17 protein-coding genes and 1 pseudogene are annotated in these 19,232 nt (G+C 69.2%); 14 read left to right on the forward strand and 4 right to left on the reverse strand.

Annotated features, from left to right (window positions below):
- Nucleotides 1-156 precede the first annotated feature (156 nt).
- Nucleotides 157-2,223, reverse strand: coding sequence for an NUDIX domain-containing protein (locus K3M35_RS19640; RefSeq protein ID WP_052227338.1), 2,067 nt, complete (start codon nucleotides 2,221-2,223; stop codon nucleotides 157-159).
- 165 nt (nucleotides 2,224-2,388) lie between these two features.
- On the opposite strand from K3M35_RS19640, the gene K3M35_RS19645 reads away from it, so the two are divergent.
- Entirely contained in the window at nucleotides 2,389-4,128 is a 1,740-nt protein-coding gene (locus tag K3M35_RS19645; protein WP_161793632.1) for an alpha/beta hydrolase, read from the forward strand.
- 116 nt (nucleotides 4,129-4,244) lie between these two features.
- Nucleotides 4,245-4,697 (forward strand): universal stress protein, encoded by a 453-nt coding sequence (locus K3M35_RS19650; RefSeq protein ID WP_006554270.1) that lies wholly within the window; start codon nucleotides 4,245-4,247, stop codon nucleotides 4,695-4,697.
- A gap of 173 nt (nucleotides 4,698-4,870) precedes the next feature.
- On the opposite strand, the gene K3M35_RS19655 is transcribed toward K3M35_RS19650, so the two are convergent.
- Entirely contained in the window at nucleotides 4,871-6,016 is a 1,146-nt protein-coding gene (locus K3M35_RS19655) for a cell wall metabolism sensor histidine kinase WalK (RefSeq protein WP_006554271.1), read from the reverse strand.
- Nucleotides 6,013-6,783, reverse strand: coding sequence for a response regulator transcription factor (locus K3M35_RS19660; protein WP_006554272.1), 771 nt, complete (start codon nucleotides 6,781-6,783; stop codon nucleotides 6,013-6,015). Before K3M35_RS19660 ends, K3M35_RS19655 begins: the two co-directional genes overlap by 4 nt.
- A 137-nt stretch (nucleotides 6,784-6,920) precedes the next feature.
- Here K3M35_RS19660 and K3M35_RS19665 point away from each other — a divergent pair, with 137 nt between their 5' ends.
- From K3M35_RS19665 to K3M35_RS19685, 5 genes are all read left to right on the forward strand, one after another.
- Nucleotides 6,921-7,208 carry an SHOCT domain-containing protein gene (locus K3M35_RS19665; RefSeq protein WP_006554273.1) on the forward strand — a complete coding sequence of 96 codons (288 nt, stop codon included), beginning with the start codon at nucleotides 6,921-6,923 and terminating at the stop codon, nucleotides 7,206-7,208.
- Entirely contained in the window at nucleotides 7,174-8,718 is a 1,545-nt protein-coding gene (locus K3M35_RS19670; protein ID WP_052227335.1) for a multicopper oxidase family protein, read from the forward strand. Before K3M35_RS19665 ends, K3M35_RS19670 begins: the two co-directional genes overlap by 35 nt.
- 78 nt (nucleotides 8,719-8,796) lie before the next feature.
- Nucleotides 8,797-9,462, forward strand: a complete 666-nt coding sequence (locus tag K3M35_RS19675) for a DUF305 domain-containing protein (protein ID WP_006554275.1) — start codon at nucleotides 8,797-8,799, stop codon at nucleotides 9,460-9,462.
- A 46-nt stretch (nucleotides 9,463-9,508) separates the two neighbouring features.
- Nucleotides 9,509-11,716, forward strand: a complete 2,208-nt coding sequence (locus tag K3M35_RS19680; RefSeq protein WP_138846009.1) for a copper-translocating P-type ATPase — start codon at nucleotides 9,509-9,511, stop codon at nucleotides 11,714-11,716.
- A 38-nt stretch (nucleotides 11,717-11,754) separates the two neighbouring features.
- Nucleotides 11,755-12,612, forward strand: a complete 858-nt coding sequence (locus K3M35_RS19685; protein WP_037217562.1) for a F510_1955 family glycosylhydrolase — start codon at nucleotides 11,755-11,757, stop codon at nucleotides 12,610-12,612.
- Here K3M35_RS19685 and K3M35_RS19690 read toward each other — a convergent pair.
- Nucleotides 12,597-13,076, reverse strand: coding sequence for a transposase (locus K3M35_RS19690; RefSeq protein ID WP_247849644.1), 480 nt, complete (start codon nucleotides 13,074-13,076; stop codon nucleotides 12,597-12,599). The genes K3M35_RS19685 and K3M35_RS19690 overlap by 16 nt on opposite strands.
- 35 nt (nucleotides 13,077-13,111) lie before the next feature.
- On the opposite strand from K3M35_RS19690, the gene K3M35_RS19695 reads away from it, so the two are divergent.
- The 7 genes and pseudogenes from K3M35_RS19695 (at nucleotide 13,112) to K3M35_RS19725 (ending at nucleotide 19,211) form a co-directional block, all read left to right on the forward strand.
- Entirely contained in the window at nucleotides 13,112-14,719 is a 1,608-nt protein-coding gene (locus K3M35_RS19695) for a multicopper oxidase family protein (protein WP_039586143.1), read from the forward strand.
- A 744-nt stretch (nucleotides 14,720-15,463) separates the two neighbouring features.
- Nucleotides 15,464-15,677 (forward strand): annotated as a pseudogene (locus K3M35_RS19700) (heavy metal translocating P-type ATPase); the annotation flags it as partial.
- 159 nt (nucleotides 15,678-15,836) lie between these two features.
- Nucleotides 15,837-16,043, forward strand: a complete 207-nt coding sequence (locus tag K3M35_RS19705; RefSeq protein ID WP_006554281.1) for a heavy-metal-associated domain-containing protein — start codon at nucleotides 15,837-15,839, stop codon at nucleotides 16,041-16,043.
- A gap of 34 nt (nucleotides 16,044-16,077) precedes the next feature.
- The gene (locus tag K3M35_RS19710) at nucleotides 16,078-16,275 is read left to right on the forward strand and encodes a hypothetical protein (RefSeq protein ID WP_019290682.1); all 198 of its coding nucleotides are present in this window, start codon (nucleotides 16,078-16,080) and stop codon (nucleotides 16,273-16,275) included.
- Nucleotides 16,276-16,309: 34 nt separating this feature from the next.
- Complete coding sequence (locus tag K3M35_RS19715; RefSeq protein ID WP_112319877.1) at nucleotides 16,310-18,571, forward strand: cation-translocating P-type ATPase; 2,262 nt, start codon at nucleotides 16,310-16,312, stop codon at nucleotides 18,569-18,571.
- Nucleotides 18,572-18,666: 95 nt separating this feature from the next.
- Nucleotides 18,667-18,837 (forward strand): hypothetical protein, encoded by a 171-nt coding sequence (locus tag K3M35_RS19720; protein ID WP_156666220.1) that lies wholly within the window; start codon nucleotides 18,667-18,669, stop codon nucleotides 18,835-18,837.
- 23 nt (nucleotides 18,838-18,860) lie between these two features.
- Nucleotides 18,861-19,211: a metal-sensitive transcriptional regulator gene (locus tag K3M35_RS19725; RefSeq protein WP_039586201.1), complete on the forward strand. Its 351-nt coding sequence runs from the start codon at nucleotides 18,861-18,863 to the stop codon at nucleotides 19,209-19,211.
- The last annotated feature ends 21 nt before the right edge of the window (nucleotides 19,212-19,232 follow it).

Raw genomic sequence — 19,232 nt, forward strand, 5'->3', positions numbered from 1 at the left:
GTGTACCGGCACCCGGCGGACGCGTCCCGGCGCGGACATCGACGGTTTGAGCATCTCCTGCCGGACTCGGCTTCCGCAGCGGATGTTCCACTCGTCGGCGTCTGCCGACGGTGCCTGCGCGACGCGGCGCGCGGTCCGCACCCGGTTTCGCCGTGCTCAGCTGGTACGGAAGGGGAATGCGTCCACCCCCGAGCCAGGTTCCGCCCCGAGCATGGCGATCAGGGTGTCCATTACCCACGCCGTCATCGAGCCCAGTCGGCTGAGGTCGCAGTCGGCTCCGTTGTCGGGGTGGTCCCGGTCCGGCTGATCGACCTGCCAGCGGGTGGCGATCCGATGTAGCGGCACCTGATGGATTCCATCGACCTCGGCAAGGTTGACCGCTCCGAGGTACCCGAGCCGATTCGACCAGCCCAGAACGGGGACCACGAGGAACCGGGTTTCGGGTTCGGTCACGGCGGGCAGCACGCCGAGAATGCGGACACCGTCCTGGTTCAGGCCGATCTCTTCGCGGGCCTCCCGCAGGGCGGTCGCCACCGGCCCGCCGTCGCCAGGATCCTGGACGCCGCCGGGGAACACGAGACGTCCGGGATAGTCGTGCAGATCGGAAGTGCGTTGTGTGAGCAGCACCTGAGGACCGGTCGGTCCCTCCGTGAGCAGCACCAGCACGGCAGCGGTGCGCAGGATGACCGACCCCCCGCTGGGCATCTCGTTCGGCAGGTAGGGTCGCAACGTGGCTGCCAGCCGGGTAGCCCACGGCGGCATGTCGTCCACGACGCTGTTGCGGTGCGCGGGCGAGGTCTCGCAGTCGGTGCCGATCCATCGGAGCTGTCCGGATCGCACGTGCAAGGTGGCGATGCCGGGAGCCGTGTCGGGCGAGGTCACCTGCCGGGTCTGCTGCCCGAGTCCCGGATGGCCGAACAGTGCACGGGCAGCGCGATGTGGCGGCGGTGCGCCGTTGCCGGCCCAGTCGGCGGGGTTGTTTGCTACGGCGACGAAGGCCTGCGCCGAGCCGACCAGATGGGCGACCTGACCGGTGAAGGGGGCCAGGCTCTCGCTCATCGCCGGGACCAGCACCACGTTGGCGCCGATCTCGGCCAGAGTGTGTACTGCCTGCGGGTTGAGCAGATCCCGGCAGATCGCGAGGACCAGGTGCCACCCTTCGGCGGTGACGTACACCCGCACCTCGGGCCAGCCCTGGGGCTGGATGTCCTCCCGGATCGGTTGTTCCGCCGGCGAATGCTTGTCGTGAATCAACGGGCGGTCGTGTCCACGGATCCAGGCCAGGGCGGTGTTGCGGCGGCGTGGCGGTGATCCGTCGGCGTGATGGTAGCTGCCCGCCACCAGGATCTGGGGTCCGTCGTCTCGTTTGACCCAGTTCTGCAGGTCGTGCGCGAGGGCTTCGGTGACGCACAGTTCGGGCAGCACGACGATGGACGCGCCGGCCCGGACGGCGTCGCGGACGAGTCGGTCGAGGTGCGCACGCTGTGCGTCGAGATGCGCCGGCTGCACCGGAAACGCGGGTTGGCTGGGATCGTCGGGAAGGGTGAATTCGGTGAGGCCGCGGTTGGGGTGGCAGGTGGCAACGATCGTTTCGGTGGTGATCAGTTCGGTGGCAGTCTCGACGAGACTGTAGTCGAACACAACACGGAACTGCGTGGCCCATCCTCCGGCCAACCGGACGTGGCGGGTCTCGTCCAGCCGGTTCGCCAGTCGCCAGGGCGGCGCCGTGGGCTGCATATCCATCACCGTCCGGACGTCGGGTCCTCCGAGTGGGATCGGGTCTCCGACACCGGGCTGGTACGGGCTGCGGCGGCGGAAGGAGTCGGCGAAGAATTGCCCGTAATGGTCGTCGAGGAACTGGGCCAGCTCCCGGGCCACCACCACGGGCGCGACTGCCCCTACCGGCTGCAGCGCATCGACGAGACCGCGTCGCGTTGCCGGGTCCAGCGCCGCGGTGGCCGGACGGGAACGGGCGAGGGCGCGGAGGGGCTCGAGCATCTGGGTCACGGTGGCCTGGGTCGCGGGGTTGCCGGCCTGCTCCCACAGCACGGGATGTTCGTCACGGCACAGGTGCAGTAGATGGGTCAAGGTCACCAGAGGGTCGGGCTCGTGCTCGACTGCGGCGCGCAGCGCTGCCAGTTCCTCGGCCGGTGAATGAAGTTGCGCCACGCACGGCGAGCACGGCACGTCCTCGGCGGCCAGGACGCCGCCCGGTTCCGTCATCGAGGATCCGGTCGGGCCGGGAAGCTCACTGCGGCTCATATCGATTTATCTTGCCCTCGTCCCAGCCCCGACACCGGGATGTGGACGTGCAGAGACTGTTCCCGGTGCCGGCACGGCCGAGTCGGCCGGCGCCTACGGCCGATCGCAGACGGTTACTGTCGGCGGGTGACCGCACCAGAGATTGCCGATCGGTCCCGGCGTCATATCGGCCGCGGCGAACGTCGACGGGCGATGTTGGCAGGCCCGGACGTCATCGGTCTGAGTTTTGCGCTCGTGTTTCTTGCGTGGAGCCTGAGCCCGTCCTTGCTTCCGCGAGGATGGGTCGTCCAGGGTGTGCTCAGTGGGCTCGCCGGCGCCACGGGTTACGGCGTGGGCCTGGCACTGGCCTTCCCGGTCCGTCGATGGATTGTGCCGAAGTTGTCGTGGAGGCCGCTTTCCTCCCGCCGAGCGGAAAAAATCCTGCCGCTGATAGTCGTGGCCGGAGCCGCGGCGATGGTGGTCGGTACCGCGTGGGCGGCCGCGGACTGGCAACGTGATCTCGCTGTACTGGTGGGGATGCCCTCGCCCGCCACGGTGCCCTACGGGCGCACGACTCTGCTCGGGGCGGCGATCTTCGGAACGGTGTTGTTTCTCGCCCGAGGACTGGCGACGATGGCCCGCGGTGGGGGGCACTGGCTCCGCGGCCGAGCGCATCTACCCCCGATCGTGGCGCATGCGGTTGTGCCGCTCGTGATGCTGCTCGTGGTGGTGTTCGCCGTCGACGAGGTCGACCGGTCGGGCAGTTCCGGCGCGGCCCGCCGTGTCTTCGGCGCCCAGGACGGTACCGCGGCGGACGTTGTCCAACCGCAGCTAACGGAGCGTTCGGGCAGTCTTGTGTCGCGGTCGGGGTGGGACACGCTCGGGATGCCGGGACAGTTGTTCGTGAGCGGCGGCCGCACAGCGATGGAGTTGGCGACGGTCAACGGCGCCCCGGCCCGGGAACCGATCCGGGTGTATGCCGGTCTCGCCTCCGCTGCCGACACCGCCGCTCGGGTCGAGCTTGTCCTCGACGAACTCGACCGCACCGCGGCGTGGAATCGGAAGATCCTCGTCGTGGCCGGTACGACGGGGGCCGGGAAGCTCGATCCGATCGCCGTCGACTCCGTGGAGTTGATGTACAACGGCGACACCGCCATCGCCGCAATGCAATATTCCTCCCTGCCGAGCTGGCTTTCGCTTCTGGTCGACCGGGCGGCCGCCGACGCGGCGGGCGCCGCTCTCATCGACGGTATCCGCCAACGGTGGTCGCAGCTTCCCCCGGACCGCCGCCCCCGCCTGGTGGTCTACGGCGAGGGCCTCGGCGCGCAGTCGATCGAAGCCGCCTTCGACGGCCCCGGCGAGCTACGCCGATCGGTCGACGGGGCCTTGTTTGTGGGCCCGAACTCGGACCGGTTGTGGCGCAGCGTGAAAGATCGACGCGATCCCGGTACCACGGAGGTGCTGCCGACCTACTCCGACGGTCTCGTCATCCGATTCGCCGCCACCCGGCAGGATCTGGTGGTACCCACCGAAAATGGGTTGCACACCACGAGCGAGCCCTGGACACCCCCGCGCGTGCTCTACCTGCAGCACAGCTCCGATCCGACGGTGTGGTGGGATCCCGCGCTGCTGTTCTCACGACCGGACTGGCTGTCCGAACCCCCGGGCGGCGACCGCAGCCCCGCCATGCGCTGGTACCCCTTCGTGACCTTCGGGCAGGTCACCGCCGATCTGGCCCGGGCGCAGACCTCACCACCCGGGCACGGACACAATTACGCCGACCTGATCCCCTATGCCTGGGCCGCTGTCGCGGCGCCGCAAGGGTGGAGCGAGGCAGACACCGAGCGTATCGCCCGCGCCGTAGTGATGTCACCGCCGGACCGATGAGTGCACATTGCGGTGGCAACGGCTACCGGACAGTCCTCGGCCGAGACCCAGACGTCAACGTCGTTGATGTGACAGTCTGCAACTACGTCACTTAGTAGTACGGGAAGGCGTGCCCCATGGACGAGGAACACACATTCGAGGTGGTCGTCGGAGTGGACGGATCACCCCAGTCACTGCTCGCCCTGGAATGGGCGGTCACGGAAGCTCGGCTGCGCCACGGGCAGCTCCGCGTGGTGACCGGATGGCAGTTTCCCGCAGTAGCGGCCGGTATGGAAAGCCTGCCATGGGAGTTCGATGCGTTTCAGCGCGTGGCGCAACGAATCCAGGCCCGAGCATTGAAGGAGGTGTCCTGCGACGGTGTCGCCGTCAGCAGTGAAATCCATCAGGGGCCCGCCGCGGCCGTGCTGTTGACGGCGTCGAAGGACGCAGATCTTCTGGTCGTGGGTTCGCGCGGCCACGGCGGCTTCACCAACCTGCTGCTCGGCTCGGTGTCGAGTCAGATCGCCCACCACGCCCCCTGTCCGGTACTGATCATCCGGCCGAAGCACCCGGCACGTGCTGCGATATGACTCGCTCCGTCGCGGTGCTCGGCACGCGGCGATCCCGCCGGCGCCCGGTTGGGGATCCGCCTCCTCGGCCGACCCCGATCGGATCGACGTCGATGCCGTCACCGGGTTCCGGCGCCCTTCCAGAAGCGCCGTCTCTCTGGCCCGGTCCGGACAGCTTGCCTCAGGATTGTGTTTCAGTACCCGGCGGTGGGCAGTTCGACGGTGAAGCGTGCCCCACGGCCGGGTCCCTCGCTGTGCGCCTGGATACGCCCGTGGTGAGCTTCGACGAGGGCTCGGGTGATGGTCAGGCCGATGCCGCTCCCACCGTGTCGGCGGTCGCGGGCGGCATCGGCCCGGTAGAACCGGTCGAACAGATGATCGAGGTGATCGGGGGTGATGCCGTCACCGGTGTCGGCGACGGCGATCTCCGCATGACCGTTGTCCACTCGTCTGCTGGTGACGGTGACCGTGCCCCCGTTGGGGGTGTGGCGCAGGGCGTTGTCGAGTAGATTGCCCAGCACCTGACCGAGCCGGTCGGGATCGACCGTCACAGCTGCGGAGTCGTCGATACGGCTGTGCACGGCAACGCCCTTGCTGTCGTACTGTTCGCGCACGGCATCCACCGCGGTGGTGACCAGGGCGCCGGTGGTGGTGGGCACCGGCCGGATGCGGGTGAGGTGTTCTTCGGCGCGCGAGACCGCGGTGATGTCCTGGGCGAGACGACCCAGCCGGTGGGTGGCGGCGCGCAGGACCGCCCGGGTGTCGTCGTCGAAGGTGCGGATGCCGTCGTCGAGGGCTTCGAGGTAGGAGTCGAGGGTGGCGATGGGGGTGCGCATCTCGTGGCCGAGGTCGGCGAGCATCCGACGCCGGGTGGTTTCGGTGGCGTCGAGCCGGCGGGCGAGTTCGTTGACGGTGGCGGCGAGTTCGTCGAATTCGCCGCCGAGTCCGGGACTGGGCACGCGGGTGTCGTAGTGGCCATCGGCGATCCGGGCCGTGGAGGCGGTCACGGCGGTCAGCGAGCGTTGGACGCGGCGGGTGAAGTACCAGCTCACCGCCAGCGCCAGGAGCACGGCGATCGCGATGGCCAGGCCCCAGGCCAGGATGATCGCCCGGGTGAATGCCTGTTCGACGTGGGCGGCTTCGCTGGAGTTGTGGTCGATGCCGGCCTGGCCGAGGTGATCGTGGAAGATGCCGGGCGCGAGCGCGGAGGCGACGAGCCAGGCGCTGACCGCGCAGCCGACCACCACCACGGTCAGGGCGAGGAACAGTCGGGTGCCGAAACTCGAACCGGTCAGTGCCCGTCGCAGCGACGGCCCCGACGCGGGGATCCGAGTGTTCATTGTCCGGTGCCCATCCGGTAGCCGACGCCGCGGACGGTGCGCACGTAGCGGCCTTCGGTGGCGTCGTCGCCGAGTTTGCGGCGCAGATGCCCGATGTGCACGTTGACCAGCTGCTCGTCCCCGACCCAGCTCGGACCCCACACCGCTTCGATCAGCTGCGTCCGGCTGAGAACGACAGCGGGATCCTGGGACAGGGCGGCGAGGACGTCGAATTCGGTGCGGGTGAGTGCCACCGGCACGCCGCCGACGGTGACCTCACGGCCGTCGACGTCGATGGCCAGGTCACCGAAGTTGCGGGCGGGCGTGCCCGGAACAGACTCGGCCGGCCGGGGGGTGTGGGTGCGGGGGCGACGCAGCATGGCCTGGATGCGGGCCGTCAACTCCCGGGGGCTGAACGGTTTGCTCATGTAGTCATCCGCGCCGACGGAGAGCCCGATGAGGGTGTCGACTTCCTCGGTGCGGGCGGTGAGCATCACCACGTAGGCGTCGGAGAAGGTGCGCAGTTGCCGGCACACCTCGACACCGTCCAGATGTGGCAGGCCCAGATCCAGGACCACGACATCGGGATCGACCTGCCGGGCGAGGCCGACCGCGTCGGCGCCGTCACCGGTGATCGTGACCTCGAACCCGTCGCGTTCGAGGTAGCTGCCCACCAGGTTCGCCAGCGGCGCCTCGTCCTCGACGACCATCGCCCGCAACCCCGTCGGCGGGCGCCGCACCGTTGCGGTGTCGCTGCTGGTCTCGGGCGTGCGCGCAGAGGTGTCCATGGCATCCATCATCGCCAGTAGCGTCCGGCGCTGACGTTGCGGGCCGGACTTCTTGAGCAAATCTTCATGCAACCTCCACCGGATTACCGGGGTCCGTGCGCGAGGCTGGAAGCACGAAGAGAAGGAAGGGGACGATCATGATGGGCTGGGCAGGTGAGCTGAGCTTGACCGGATGGATTCTCATGGCCGTGTGCATGCTCGCGTTCTGGGCGGTGGTGCTCTACCTGATGGCCGCCATGTTCCGCACCGACCGCGCAAGCGGGCCAGACGGCACCGAACACGAGGCAGGTCCGCTGCAGGTGCTCGAAGCGCGTTTCGCCCGCGGCGATATCGACTACGACGAATTCGTCGCACGCCGTCAGCTACTGACCCCGACCAGGGGCACGGCCGATGGCAGCGGCCGACAGGAGCCGATCCGTGGGTGAACTGACCCGCCGGTCCTTCATGCTCGGATCGCTTTTCGTCGGTGCCGGGGCGCTGGCGGCCTGTTCCGGATCCGGATCGCCGACCGGTGCGCCGGTGACCGCCTCGTCGGGCGTGGTGCGCCGGCTCGAGCAGCAGCGCCGCAGCCCCGGCCAGCGAGTGGTCTCGGCCCGGTTGACGCCGCGTCCGGTCGAGGTGGACCTCGGTGGGCGCGTCGTCTCCACCTGGGGCTACGACCAGAATCTGCCCGGACCCCTGCTCCGGGCCCGCGCCGGGGATCTGCTGCGGGTGGAGGTCGACAACCGGCTGCCGGTCGAGACGAGCGTGCACTGGCACGGCCTGGCGCTGAGCAACGACATGGACGGGGTACCCGGGTTGACCCAGGACCCCATCACCGCCGGCGGCCGGTTTACCTACGAGTTCACCGTCCCGGATCCGGGCACGTACTTCTACCATTCGCATTCCGGGCTGCAGCTCGACCGCGGCCTGTACGGCGCGCTGGTCATCGACGACCCGCTCGAGCCCGGCGACTACGACCACGAGTGGATCGTGGTGCTCGACGACTGGCTCGACGGTACCGGCCGCACCCCGGACGAGGTGGGCCGCGACCTCGGCATCGGCGCCACCGGCGAGAGCGACGATGCCGGGATGGGCGGGATGGACCACGGCGCCATGGACGGCATGGACGGCATGGACATGGGGGAGGAAACGATGCTCTCCCCGCTGCTCGGCGGCGCCGGGGACGTCTCCTACCCGCACTTCCTGGTCGGCGGCCGAGTCCCCGAGGACCCGATGGTTTTCACCGCCACACCGCGGCAGCGGGTACGGATCCGGTTCGTCAACGCCGGCGCGGACACCGCCTTCCGTGTTGCGCTGGGCGGGCACCGGATGACCGTCACCCACACCGACGGCTTCCCCGTCGTGCCGCAGGACACCGACGCACTGCTGATCGGCATGGGCGAGCGCTTCGACGTGCTCGTCACCCTCGGCGACGGCGTGTTCCCGTTGTTCGCGCAGGCGGAAGGCAAGACCGGGCACGGGCTAGCGCTGGTGCGCACCGCCGTCGGCGAGCTACCCGCACGGTCCCGGCCCGAGGAGCTGGAGCGGCGGGTGCTGCTCGGCACCGACCTCGCGCCCCGCGAGTATGTGCGGCTGACGGAGCGCGATCACGACCTGTATCACAGCGTGGATATGGGCGGGACCATGTCGCCGTACCGGTGGACCCTCAACGGCCGGGCCCACCCCGACATCCCACCGCTGGACGTGAGCGAAGGGCAGCGGGTACGTATGCGGATGCGGAACATGTCGGACATGTTCCACCCGATGCACCTGCACGGGCACACCTTCGCGCTCACCGACACCGGTCTGCGCAAGGACACCGTCACCATCGGGCCGATGCGCACCGTCGAGATCGAATTCGACACCGACAACCCGGGCCAATGGGCCCTGCACTGCCACAACGCCTACCACCAGGAGGCCGGGATGATGACCACCGTGTCCTACCTGGCCTAGTCCAGGGTGCGCCGGCTGCGGGGATACCCCGTCGTTGGTTCACCTGTGTCTGTGACCGTTCGAGGAAAGGATCCACTCATGAACAAGAAGACTCTCGCCGTCGGCGCCATGGCGCTGGCGGTGGTGTTCACCGCGGCGGCGTGCAGCGACTCCGACACCGGCACCACCGCCGCCACATCGAGCGCCACCACCTCGGCCACCGCCTCCGCCGCCGACGAAGCGGCAGCGCACAACGACGCCGACGTGATGTTCGCGCAGATGATGATCCCGCACCACAGTCAGGCCATCGAGATGAGCGACATGCTGCTGGCCAAGCAGGACATCCCCGCCGACGTGACCGCGCTGGCCGAGCAGATCAAGGCCGCTCAGGGCCCGGAGATCGCGCAGCTCGAATCCTGGCTCGAGCAGTGGGGCGAGCCCACCGAGATGCCCGAAACCGGCAACAACGACATGCCCGGCATGGACATGGACGAGGGCATGGACGGTATGGAGGGAATGGAGGGAATGCAGATGGAAGGGATGATGAGTGAGGAGGACATGCAGGCACTGTCCGATGCGCAGGGCACCGACGCCGCTCGCCTGTTCCTCGAGCAGATGATCGCCCACCACGAAGGCGCGATCGACATGGCGCAGACCGAGATCGAGGACGGACAGTTCCCCGACGCCGTCGAGATGGCCCGCACCATCGTCGACACCCAGCAGCAGGAGATCGACACCATGCGCCAGCTGCTGACCACCCTGTAGACACCGCGTTCGTTTCCCAACCCACTACAGTCAGGAGCTTGTCTCGATGGCGCGCCCCGAGCACGGACCCAACGACCCGGAGCCGGCATCCGCCGGGCATGACCACGGTGCGGTGACGCAGAGTCCGCCCCCCGATGAACATGATGCGCACGCCGGTCACGGTGAGCACCTCGCCCATGTCGGGCACGAAGGCCACACCGGGCACGAGGGTCACACCGGGCACGAGGGTCACACCGGGCACGGGGGCCATGATCGACATGCCGGGCACGGGGCGCACGGGGAGATGTTCCGCCGCCGGTTCTGGGTCAGCCTGATCCTGTCGGTGCCGGTCGTCGCGTTCAGCCACATGGTCGCCGACCTGCTCGGCTACCCCATGCCGGACTTCCCCGGCGCGATGTGGATTCCGCCGGTGCTGGGCACGGTGATCTTCGTCTACGGCGGCACGCCGTTCCTCACCGGCGGCTGGGCCGAACTCCGCTCGCGCCGCCCCGGGATGATGCTGCTCATCGCCATGGCCATCAGCGTCGCATTCGTCGCGTCCTGGGTCACCACCCTCGGACTCGGCGGATTCAACCTGGATTTCTGGTGGGAGCTGGCGCTGCTGATCGTGATCATGCTGCTCGGGCACTGGCTCGAGATGCGTGCCCTCGGCTCGGCATCGGGCGCCCTCGAAGCCCTGGCCGCGATGCTCCCGGACACCGCGGAGAAGATCACCGATGACGGCACCCGCGAGGTGCCGATCTCGGAGCTGTCCCGTGGCGATCGGGTGCTGGTTCGCGCCGGGGCGCGAGTGCCCGCCGACGGCACCGTCACCGACGGCCGCGCCGAGGTCGACGAATCGATGATCACCGGCGAATCCAAAGCGGTCACCCGGCAGGTCGGGGACACCGTGGTCGCCGGCACCGTCGCCACCGACAGCGCGCTGCGGGTGCGCATCACCGCGGTCGGCGACGACACTGCCCTGGCCGGCATCCAACGGATGGTCGCCGACGCCCAGGCCTCCTCCTCTCGCGCCCAGGCACTGGCGGACAAGGCCGCGGCGTTCCTGTTCTACTTCGCCGCCATCGCGGGCATCGTCACCTTTACGGTGTGGTCGCTGCTCGGCAACGTCGACGAGGCCGTGGTGCGCACCGTCACCGTGCTGGTCATCGCCTGCCCCCACGCCCTCGGTTTGGCGATCCCGCTGGTGATCGCGATCTCCACCGAACGCGCCGCCCAGGCCGGGGTGCTGGTCAAGGACCGGCTCTCGCTCGAACGCATGCGCACCGTCGATGTGGTGCTCTTCGACAAGACCGGCACGTTGACCCAGGGCCGGCATCAGGTCACCGGCGTCGCTGTGACCGACGGGATCAGCGACGAGCAGGTGCTGGCGTTGGCCGCGGCGGTCGAGGCCGACAGTGAACATCCCGTCGCGCGGGCCATCGTCGCCGCCGCCGACAGTCGTGTCCCGTCGGGCGAGCGGATCGTCGCCACCGACTTCCGGTCGCTACCCGGACGCGGGGTGCGCGCGATCGTCGACGGCACCGAGGTGACGGTCGGCGGACCGGCGATGCTCACCGACCTGTCGTTGTCGGTGCCCGCGGACGTCACCGCCGTCACCGCCGGGTGGATCCGGCGCGGGGCTTCGGTGCTGCACCTGGCCGAGGGTGACCGGGTGCTCGGGGCGGTGGCGCTGGAGGACGCCGTGCGCGAGGAATCGCGTCAGGCCATCGACGCGTTGCACGCCCGTGGGGTGAAGGTCGCGATGATCACCGGGGATGCGCGGCAGGTCGCCGACGCGGTGGCGGCCGATCTCGGTATCGACGAGGTGTTCGCCGAGGTGCTGCCCGAACACAAGGACGCCAAGGTCACCGAACTGCAGAACCGCGGGCACACGGTCGCGATGGTCGGCGACGGTGTCAACGACGCCCCCGCTTTGGCCCGCGCCGATGTCGGCGTCGCGATCGGTGCAGGCACCGATGTGGCCATCGAATCCGCCGGCGTCGTGCTCGCGGCGAACGATCCGCGGGCGGTGCTGTCGATCATCGCGCTCTCGCATGCCAGCTACCGCAAGATGTGGCAGAACCTGGTGTGGGCCACCGGCTACAACATCATCGCCGTTCCGCTCGCCGCCGGGGTGCTGGCCTTCGCCGGGGTCGCGATCTCCCCGGCGGTGGCCGCGATCCTCATGTCGGTCTCGACGATCGTGGTCGCGCTCAATGCTCAGCTGCTGCGCCGCCTCGACCTCGACCCCGCCCGCCTGGCCCGCACCTGAGCCGGCACCCGACCCGATCCGAAACGAGTTCGTTTTTCATGTGGAGTTTTCCCCTGCGCCGGTGGGCGCATGTCCTTGTCCCTGTGGCTGCTGCGGCGGTGCTGGTCGGGTGTTCGACCGGCGAGCCACCCACCCCGGCCGGGTCCGGGTCCGGGGCCGGGGTGGCGGCGGTCGAGTCGTCGGTGCCCGGGGTGGCGTTGGCCCCGGCGCTCGATCACCTGCACGGTCTGCATCTGGCCCCCGGCGGGGCGGTGCTGGCCGGCACCCACACCGGCCTCGTCGACCTCGCCACCGACGGGCGCACCACCCGCCTCGGGGGCTCCGACGACGACTTCATGGGACTGACCGGCGTGCCCGGCAGCGACCACCTTTTCGCGTCCGGGCATCCGGGGCCGTCCAGCTCCGCCCCGAACCCACTGGGACTGATCGAAAGCCTCGATGGCGGCCGCACCTGGACACCGAAATCCCTGACCGGTGAAGTCGACTTTCATGCCCTGGCCACCGACGGAGAGCTGCTGGTCGGATACGAGGGCGGCACCGGCCTGCTGACCTCCACCGACGACGGCGCCACCTGGAGTGCCGGCGCCCCGCTGGCCGCGGCCGCGCTCGCCGTCACCGACACCGGAGTGTGGGCGACCACCACCGCCGGACTCAAACACAGCACCGACGCCGGGCGCACCTTCACCCTGGTGCCCGACGCCCCGCCGCTGGCGTTGCTCTCCGCCGCGAGCGACGGCTCCCTGTGGGGGGTCGACACCACCGGCACCGCCTGGCGCAGCCGCACCGGCCAGAGCTGGGAACAACACGCGGTGGTCGGGCCGGTCGAAGCCGTGCTGGCCGTCGACTTCGACACCGCCTATGCCGCGACCGCCCAGACGCTCTACCCACTGGACTGACCCCGATGAGCACTGATCCGGGCCTTATTGCGGGAATGGTTGCCCAGTTTGCGCAGCCGCGTCACCGACGACAATCGTCCATCCCGGGTCGAGGGGACAGTGCACATCAGGTCCGGCCGGTGGGTCTCGAGCAGCGCCCAGTCGAGGACGTTGTCGCCGAACAGCGAATCGATGTGCTGATAGCGGGCGCTCGCCTCGGGGCGGTAGAAGTTCAGGTCGTGCCGGTTGCGGATGCGGGCAGCAGGTCGAACCCCGACAGAGTGCCCCGGCCGAACACCGGCAGCGACATCGCATGCAGCTACGCGGCGGGCCTCGGTCGGTGGCGGCGGTGGCGGCCCCGTCAGCGTCCGGTGTGGAGATTTTGCACCGGAAATGTGTCCTGCGCACGTGATCGGATCCGACCCGACCTGTGTCCTTCCGATACGGAGTCCGGTCAGCTGTTCGGTTCCCAGCGCGCCCCACATGCTGGCGCGCACCGCACACTCTTCAGGAGAGTTTCGTGACCCCCTCCGGCAACTTCGGTCCCCGCGTCAGCAGGCGAACATTCCTCACCGCCACCTCGGTGGGCATCGGCGGTCTGGCGCTGACCGCGTGCAGCAAGACAACCTCGACGACGCCCGGCACCACAGCAGCGAGCGTCGAGCAGAGCGCGATTCTCGCTGCCGAGGCGAAACGCCCTCACACCGGTCGTACCGTCACTGCCAACCTCACCCCGCAAATGACAGAACTCGACCTCGGCGGACCAACAGTGCGTTCCTACGCCTACGGCGACACGGTGCCGGGACAGGTGATCCGCGCCGGCGTCGGTGACGAGCTGGCCGTCACGGTCGACAACAAGATGTCTGATCCCACATCGGTGCACTGGCATGGCATCGCTCTGCGCAACGACATGGACGGCGCCGCCCCCGCAAGCCCCGACATCAAGCCGGGCGAGTCCTTCACCTACCGGTTCTCGGTGCCGCACTCGGGCACCTTCTGGGCCCACCCACATGTCGGTGGGCAAACGGACTACGGGCTGTATGCGCCGGTGATCGTCGACGACCCCAACGAACCCTTGTCGTACGACGCGGAATGGATCGTGGTCCTCGATGACTGGACCGATGGTGTCGGTCGCAGCCCTCAACAGATTCTCGACGAACTCCGCGAAGGTGGGATGGGATCGATGGATCACGGCTCCATGCCCGGGATGAGCATGCCAGGTATGTCCGGCATGCCGGGCATGTCATCAGGCATGTCATCAGGCATGTCGGGCATGGCTCAGCCGCCCACCAGCGGCTTGTCCGATGGGACGAGCGACAACCTTCTCGGCGGTGACGCCGGGGATGTCACCTACCCGCTCTATCTGATCAACGGCCGCGTCCCGGAGTCTCCTTCTTCGTTCACCGCCAAGCCGGGCCAGCGGATCCGGATTCGTATCATCAACACCGGTGCCGACACCGCGTTCCGGGTCGCGCTCGCCGGGCACCGCATGACCGTCACCCACACCGACGGCTTCCCTGTGGTCCCCACCGAGGTCGATGCACTGTTGGTCGGAATGTCCGAACGCTACGACGTCATCGTCACGGCCGCAGACGGCGTCTTTCCGCTCGTCGCCGCGGCAGAGGGTAAGAACGCGCAGACCCGCGCCCTGCTCCGGACAGGCGCCGGCGCCGTGCCGGATCCAGGTATGCGGCCCACCGAACTCGCCGGGCAGGTCGGCACCGTGCACTCGTTCTCGGCCACCGGTGAAGTGATGCTTCCCCAGGGACCGCCGGATGTGAACCTGACGGCCGATCTCGGTGGCGACATGATGAGCTATCAGTGGACGATCAACGGCCGGATGTTCGACCAGATGGAGCCACTGACCGTCCGGGAAGGCCAGCATGCCCGATTGACGTTCACCAACATGTCGATGATGTGGCATCCGATGCACCTGCACGGGCACACGTTCCAGGTCGTCCGCGCCGATGGCACCCCAGGACCGCGTAAGGACACCGTGATCGTCCTGCCGATGCAGAAGATCGAAGTCAACCTCGTCGCTGACAATCCCGGTTACTGGATGCTGCACTGTCACAACGGCTACCACCAAGACGCGGGCATGATGACCAGGCTCGACTACCGGAGCTGAGCGCCGTGTGGGGGTGCGTCACCGGCACCCGGCACCGGTGATGCACCCCGCCGGGCGCGTTCTTCTCGGTAACCCGGCCGGTTCGGTACCCGGTCGGTGTGGACCGGATGTCTAACGCAGGGGTGGAGAGGGTCTGATTGTTTCGTAGGGCATCCGCCGCGGGTGTGGCCGTGCTCGCGGGGCACCACGCCAGCCAAGACGGACTGCAGGGCCCTGCCCTGCGGAGCAACGAATGTCGGATCAGCCGGGGTCAGCGTGAAGTGCCGGAACAACTCCTCACGACTGATCTCCGGGAACTCCCGAAGTCGCTGCAACTCCTCGCTCCCGAATGCCCGCGTCGCCGCGAACCCCAGCCTCCCAAAACGCCGACCAACCTCATCAATAGCCAAGCCGAGCGCCAACCATCCCGGTCCGCAGCCCGAACCGAGAAATCACCGCCGATCAGGAACTACGCGAACCTCGTGGTTTTGCGCCATTACTCCCGGGACCCCTCGTCGATGCGTCAGGCGACGAGCGGCAGCAGCTGCGGTCCCCGCGCTGCGTTGACACAACGGGTACGGGTACAGCTGCACAGCAAGACATCCGTAGCGGCATCCAGTATTTAGCGTGTCGGGCCATCGATACCGCCGCATCGCCCTGACTTCGCGAGGACAAGGCGCTGCTCATACCTGGCACGGAGGTCACGATCGGCATGCCGGGCACGGGGGTCACGATCGGCATGCCGGGCACGGGGCACGCGGGGAGATGTTCCGCCGGCGGTTCTGGGTCAGCCTGATCCTGTCGGTGCCGGTCGTCGCGTTCAGCCACATGGTCGCCGACCTGCTCGGCTACCCCCATGCCGGACTTCCCCGGCGCGATGTGGATTCCGCCGGTGCTGGGCACGGTGATCTTCGTCTACGGCGGCACGCCGTTCCTCACCGGCGGCTGGGCCGAACTCCGGTCGCGCCGGCCCGGGATTTGATCGGTGGTGGGAAACGAGGGCTCGGTGAGGGCAGAGTAGTTCCTCTGCACCTCTAGATACCCTAGGGGGGTATGGTATACATTGTGCGGGTGGGGACAGAAGACCCGCCGCGACACGGAATCCCGTGTCCGCACCGATCGGCAAGAGGGGTAACCCATGAGCACCACCACCGTCACCGTGACCGGCATGACCTGCGGGCACTGCGCCTCCTCCGTACGCGAGGAGATCGGCCAGATCCCCGGCGTGACCGGCGTGACCGTCGATCTGGCCAGCGGCCGCGTCGACATCGACTCGACCACCGACATCGACCGCACCGCGATCGCCACCGCGGTCGACGAGGCCGGTTACCGGCTCGCCGACTGACCGACCCCGCGACCCGGACAGGAGACCGCACACGATGAAGGCCCCGTCGAAGATCACCGGATTCCTCGCCGCCCTGGCCGCGGTCTTTGCCCTGTCCTTCGGGGCCGGCGCCGTGCTCGGCCCCGACGAACCCGCACCACCGGCCACCCACGGCACCGAAATCCACGACGTCGACACCCCGCCCCCCACCGAGGTCGCCACCGCGCCGATGCCGTCCGGACACGGGCACTGACCGCCACCACATTTGCGAGAGGGAGGAAGACGCGATGAAGTCCGTCACCCACCCGGCCGACAGCCGAATCGAACTCGACATCGGCGGCATGACCTGCGCGTCCTGCGCCAGCCGGGTCGAAAAGAAGCTCAACAAGCTCGACGGTGTCACCGCCACGGTGAACTACGCCACCGAAAAGGCCCGCGTCGACTACGTCGGGGACGTCTCGGCCGAGGATCTCGTGGCCGCCGTCGAACAGGCCGGCTACACCGCCACGCTCCCGACCCCGCCCCCCGCCCCCGGCACCGGCACCGTGGCCCCACCGGCTACCACACCGGATCCGACCGCCGCGCTGCGGCAACGGCTGCTGATCTCGCTGGTGCTCAGCGTCCCGGTGATCGCGATGGCGATGGTCCCGGCGTGGCAGTTCCCGAACTGGCAGTGGCTCTCGCTCACCCTCGCCGCGCCGGTGGTGGTATGGGGAGCGTGGCCGTTCCACAAGGCCGCCTACACCAACCTCAAGCACGCCACCGCCACCATGGACACCCTGGTCTCCCTCGGTACCCTCGCCGCCCTGGGCTGGTCGATCTACGCCCTGTTCTGGGGCACCGCCGGCGTCACCGGGATGACGCACCCGTTCGAGCTGACCATCGCCCGCACCGACGGCGCCGGCAACATCTACCTCGAGGCCGCCGCCGGGGTCACCACCTTCATCCTCGCCGGGCGCTACTTCGAGGCCCGCTCCAAGCGTCGCGCCGGCGCCGCCCTGCGCGCACTGCTCGAACTCGGCGCCAAGGACGTCTCGGTCCGCCGCGACGGCACCGAGCACCGCATCCCGATCGACCAGCTGGCCGTCGGCGACGAGTTCGTCGTGCGCCCCGGCGAAAAGATCGCCACCGACGGTGTCGTCGTCGACGGCTCCTCCGCGGTGGACGCCTCGATGCTCACCGGGGAATCGGTGCCGGTCGAGGTCGGACCGGACGAGCCGGTCGTCGGCGCCACCGTCAACGTCGGCGGGCGGATCGTCGTGCGCGCCACCCGGATCGGCTCGGACACCCAACTCGCGCAGATGGCCCGACTCGTCGAAGACGCCCAGACCGGCAAGGCCCAGGCCCAACGACTGGCCGACAGGATCTCCGGTGTCTTCGTCCCGATCGTGATCGCCCTGGCGGTGGCCACCTTGGGGTTCTGGCTCGGCACCGGCGGCTCGGTCGCCGCGGCGTTCACCGCCGCCGTCGCCGTGCTGATCATCGCCTGCCCGTGTGCTCTCGGGCTGGCGACCCCGACCGCGCTGATGGTCGGCACCGGCCGCGGCGCCCAGCTCGGCATCTTGATCAAGGGCCCCGAGGTGCTCGAATCGACCCGCCGCGTCGACACCGTCGTGCTCGACAAGACCGGCACCGTCACCACCGGCAAGATGACCCTGCTCGAGGTCATCACCGCTACCGGCCAGGACGCCGGTCAGGTGCTGCGCCTGGCCGGAGCCGTGGAGGACTCGTCCGAGCATCCCATCGCGCAGGCCATCGCCCGGGGCGCCCGCGAGAAGATCGGCGACCTACCCGCAGCCCAGCAGTTCACCAACCTCGAGGGCCTGGGCGTGCAGGGCCTCGTCGACGAGCATGCGGTGCTCGTCGGCCGCGCCCGGCTGCTCGCCGACTTCTCCCAGCACCTGCCCGCCGACCTCGCTGAGGCCATGGCCGCCGCCGAATCCGCCGGCCAGACCGCCGTCGCGGTCGGCTGGGACGGCCGCGCCCGGGCGGTGCTGGTGGTGGCCGACGCCGTCAAACCGACCTCCGCCGAGGCGATCGCCCAGCTGCGCGAGCTGGGGCTGACCCCGATCATGCTCACCGGCGACAACACCGCCGCCGCCCAGGCCATCGCAGCCCAGGTCGGCATCGACGAGGTTATCGCCGAGGTGCTCCCGGCGGACAAGGTGGACGTGGTCAAACGCCTGCAGGCACAAGGCAAGGTCGTCGCCATGGTCGGTGACGGAGTCAACGACGCGGCCGCGCTCGCCCAGGCCGACCTCGGCCTGGCGATGGGCACCGGCACCGACGTCGCGATCGAGGCCAGCGACCTGACCCTGGTGCGCGGGGACCTGCGGGCGGCCGCGGACGCGATCCGGCTCTCGCGCCGCACCCTGGGCACCATCAAGGGCAACCTGTTCTGGGCCTTCGCCTACAACGTCGCCGCCCTGCCGCTGGCCGCGATGGGACTGCTCAACCCGATGCTCGCCGGCGCGGCGATGGCGTTCTCGTCGGTGTTCGTGGTCAGCAACAGCCTGCGACTGCGCCGCTTCCGCTCCACCGCCCGGTGACCGGGACCGGAATTCACCGAAGCCGGGTGGGTGGCGCGGGCAGGCGCCACCCACCTGCGTCCGTATCTTCCCCACCACCACCAAGGAGAAAGAGCATGTCGACGGTGACCACCGCGCTGATCCGGATCGCCCGTCATCCGGCCGCCCGGGCGGCGGCCCGGTGCGCGGCCGGCTGCGCCGCGGCGGCGGCCGGCCACCGCCTGCAGGAGGCGCACCCGCCTCGGCCGTCTACCTCCGGTGGGCATAATCGGGGGTGCTCGTGCTGACAGCCGGATACCAGGAGGACCCCATGGCCACCCCCACCCCCGCGGCCACGTCCCCCGACGCCCCGGCCGCCGCCGGCGCCGGCGACCACGCCGGGCACGGCTACATCACCGCCAAAGACGACTACCTCAAACGGCTCAAGCGGATCGAGGGCCAGGCCCGAGGGGTGCACAAGATGGTCGAGGACGAGAAGTACTGCATCGACATCCTCACCCAGATCTCGGCGATGACCAAGGCGCTGCAAGCCGTGGCGATGGGGCTGCTCGAAGACCACATCGGCCACTGCGTCGTCGATGCCGCCGTCGCCGGTGGCCCCGAGGCGCAGGCGAAGATCAAAGAAGCCACCGACGCGATCGCCCGCCTGGTCCGGTCCTGACCGACCGGGTGCCGACAGAGG

The sequence above is a fragment of the Rhodococcus sp. DMU2021 genome (assembly GCF_019641445.1).
GTDB classification, from domain to species: Bacteria; Actinomycetota; Actinomycetes; order Mycobacteriales; family Mycobacteriaceae; genus Rhodococcus; species Rhodococcus pyridinivorans.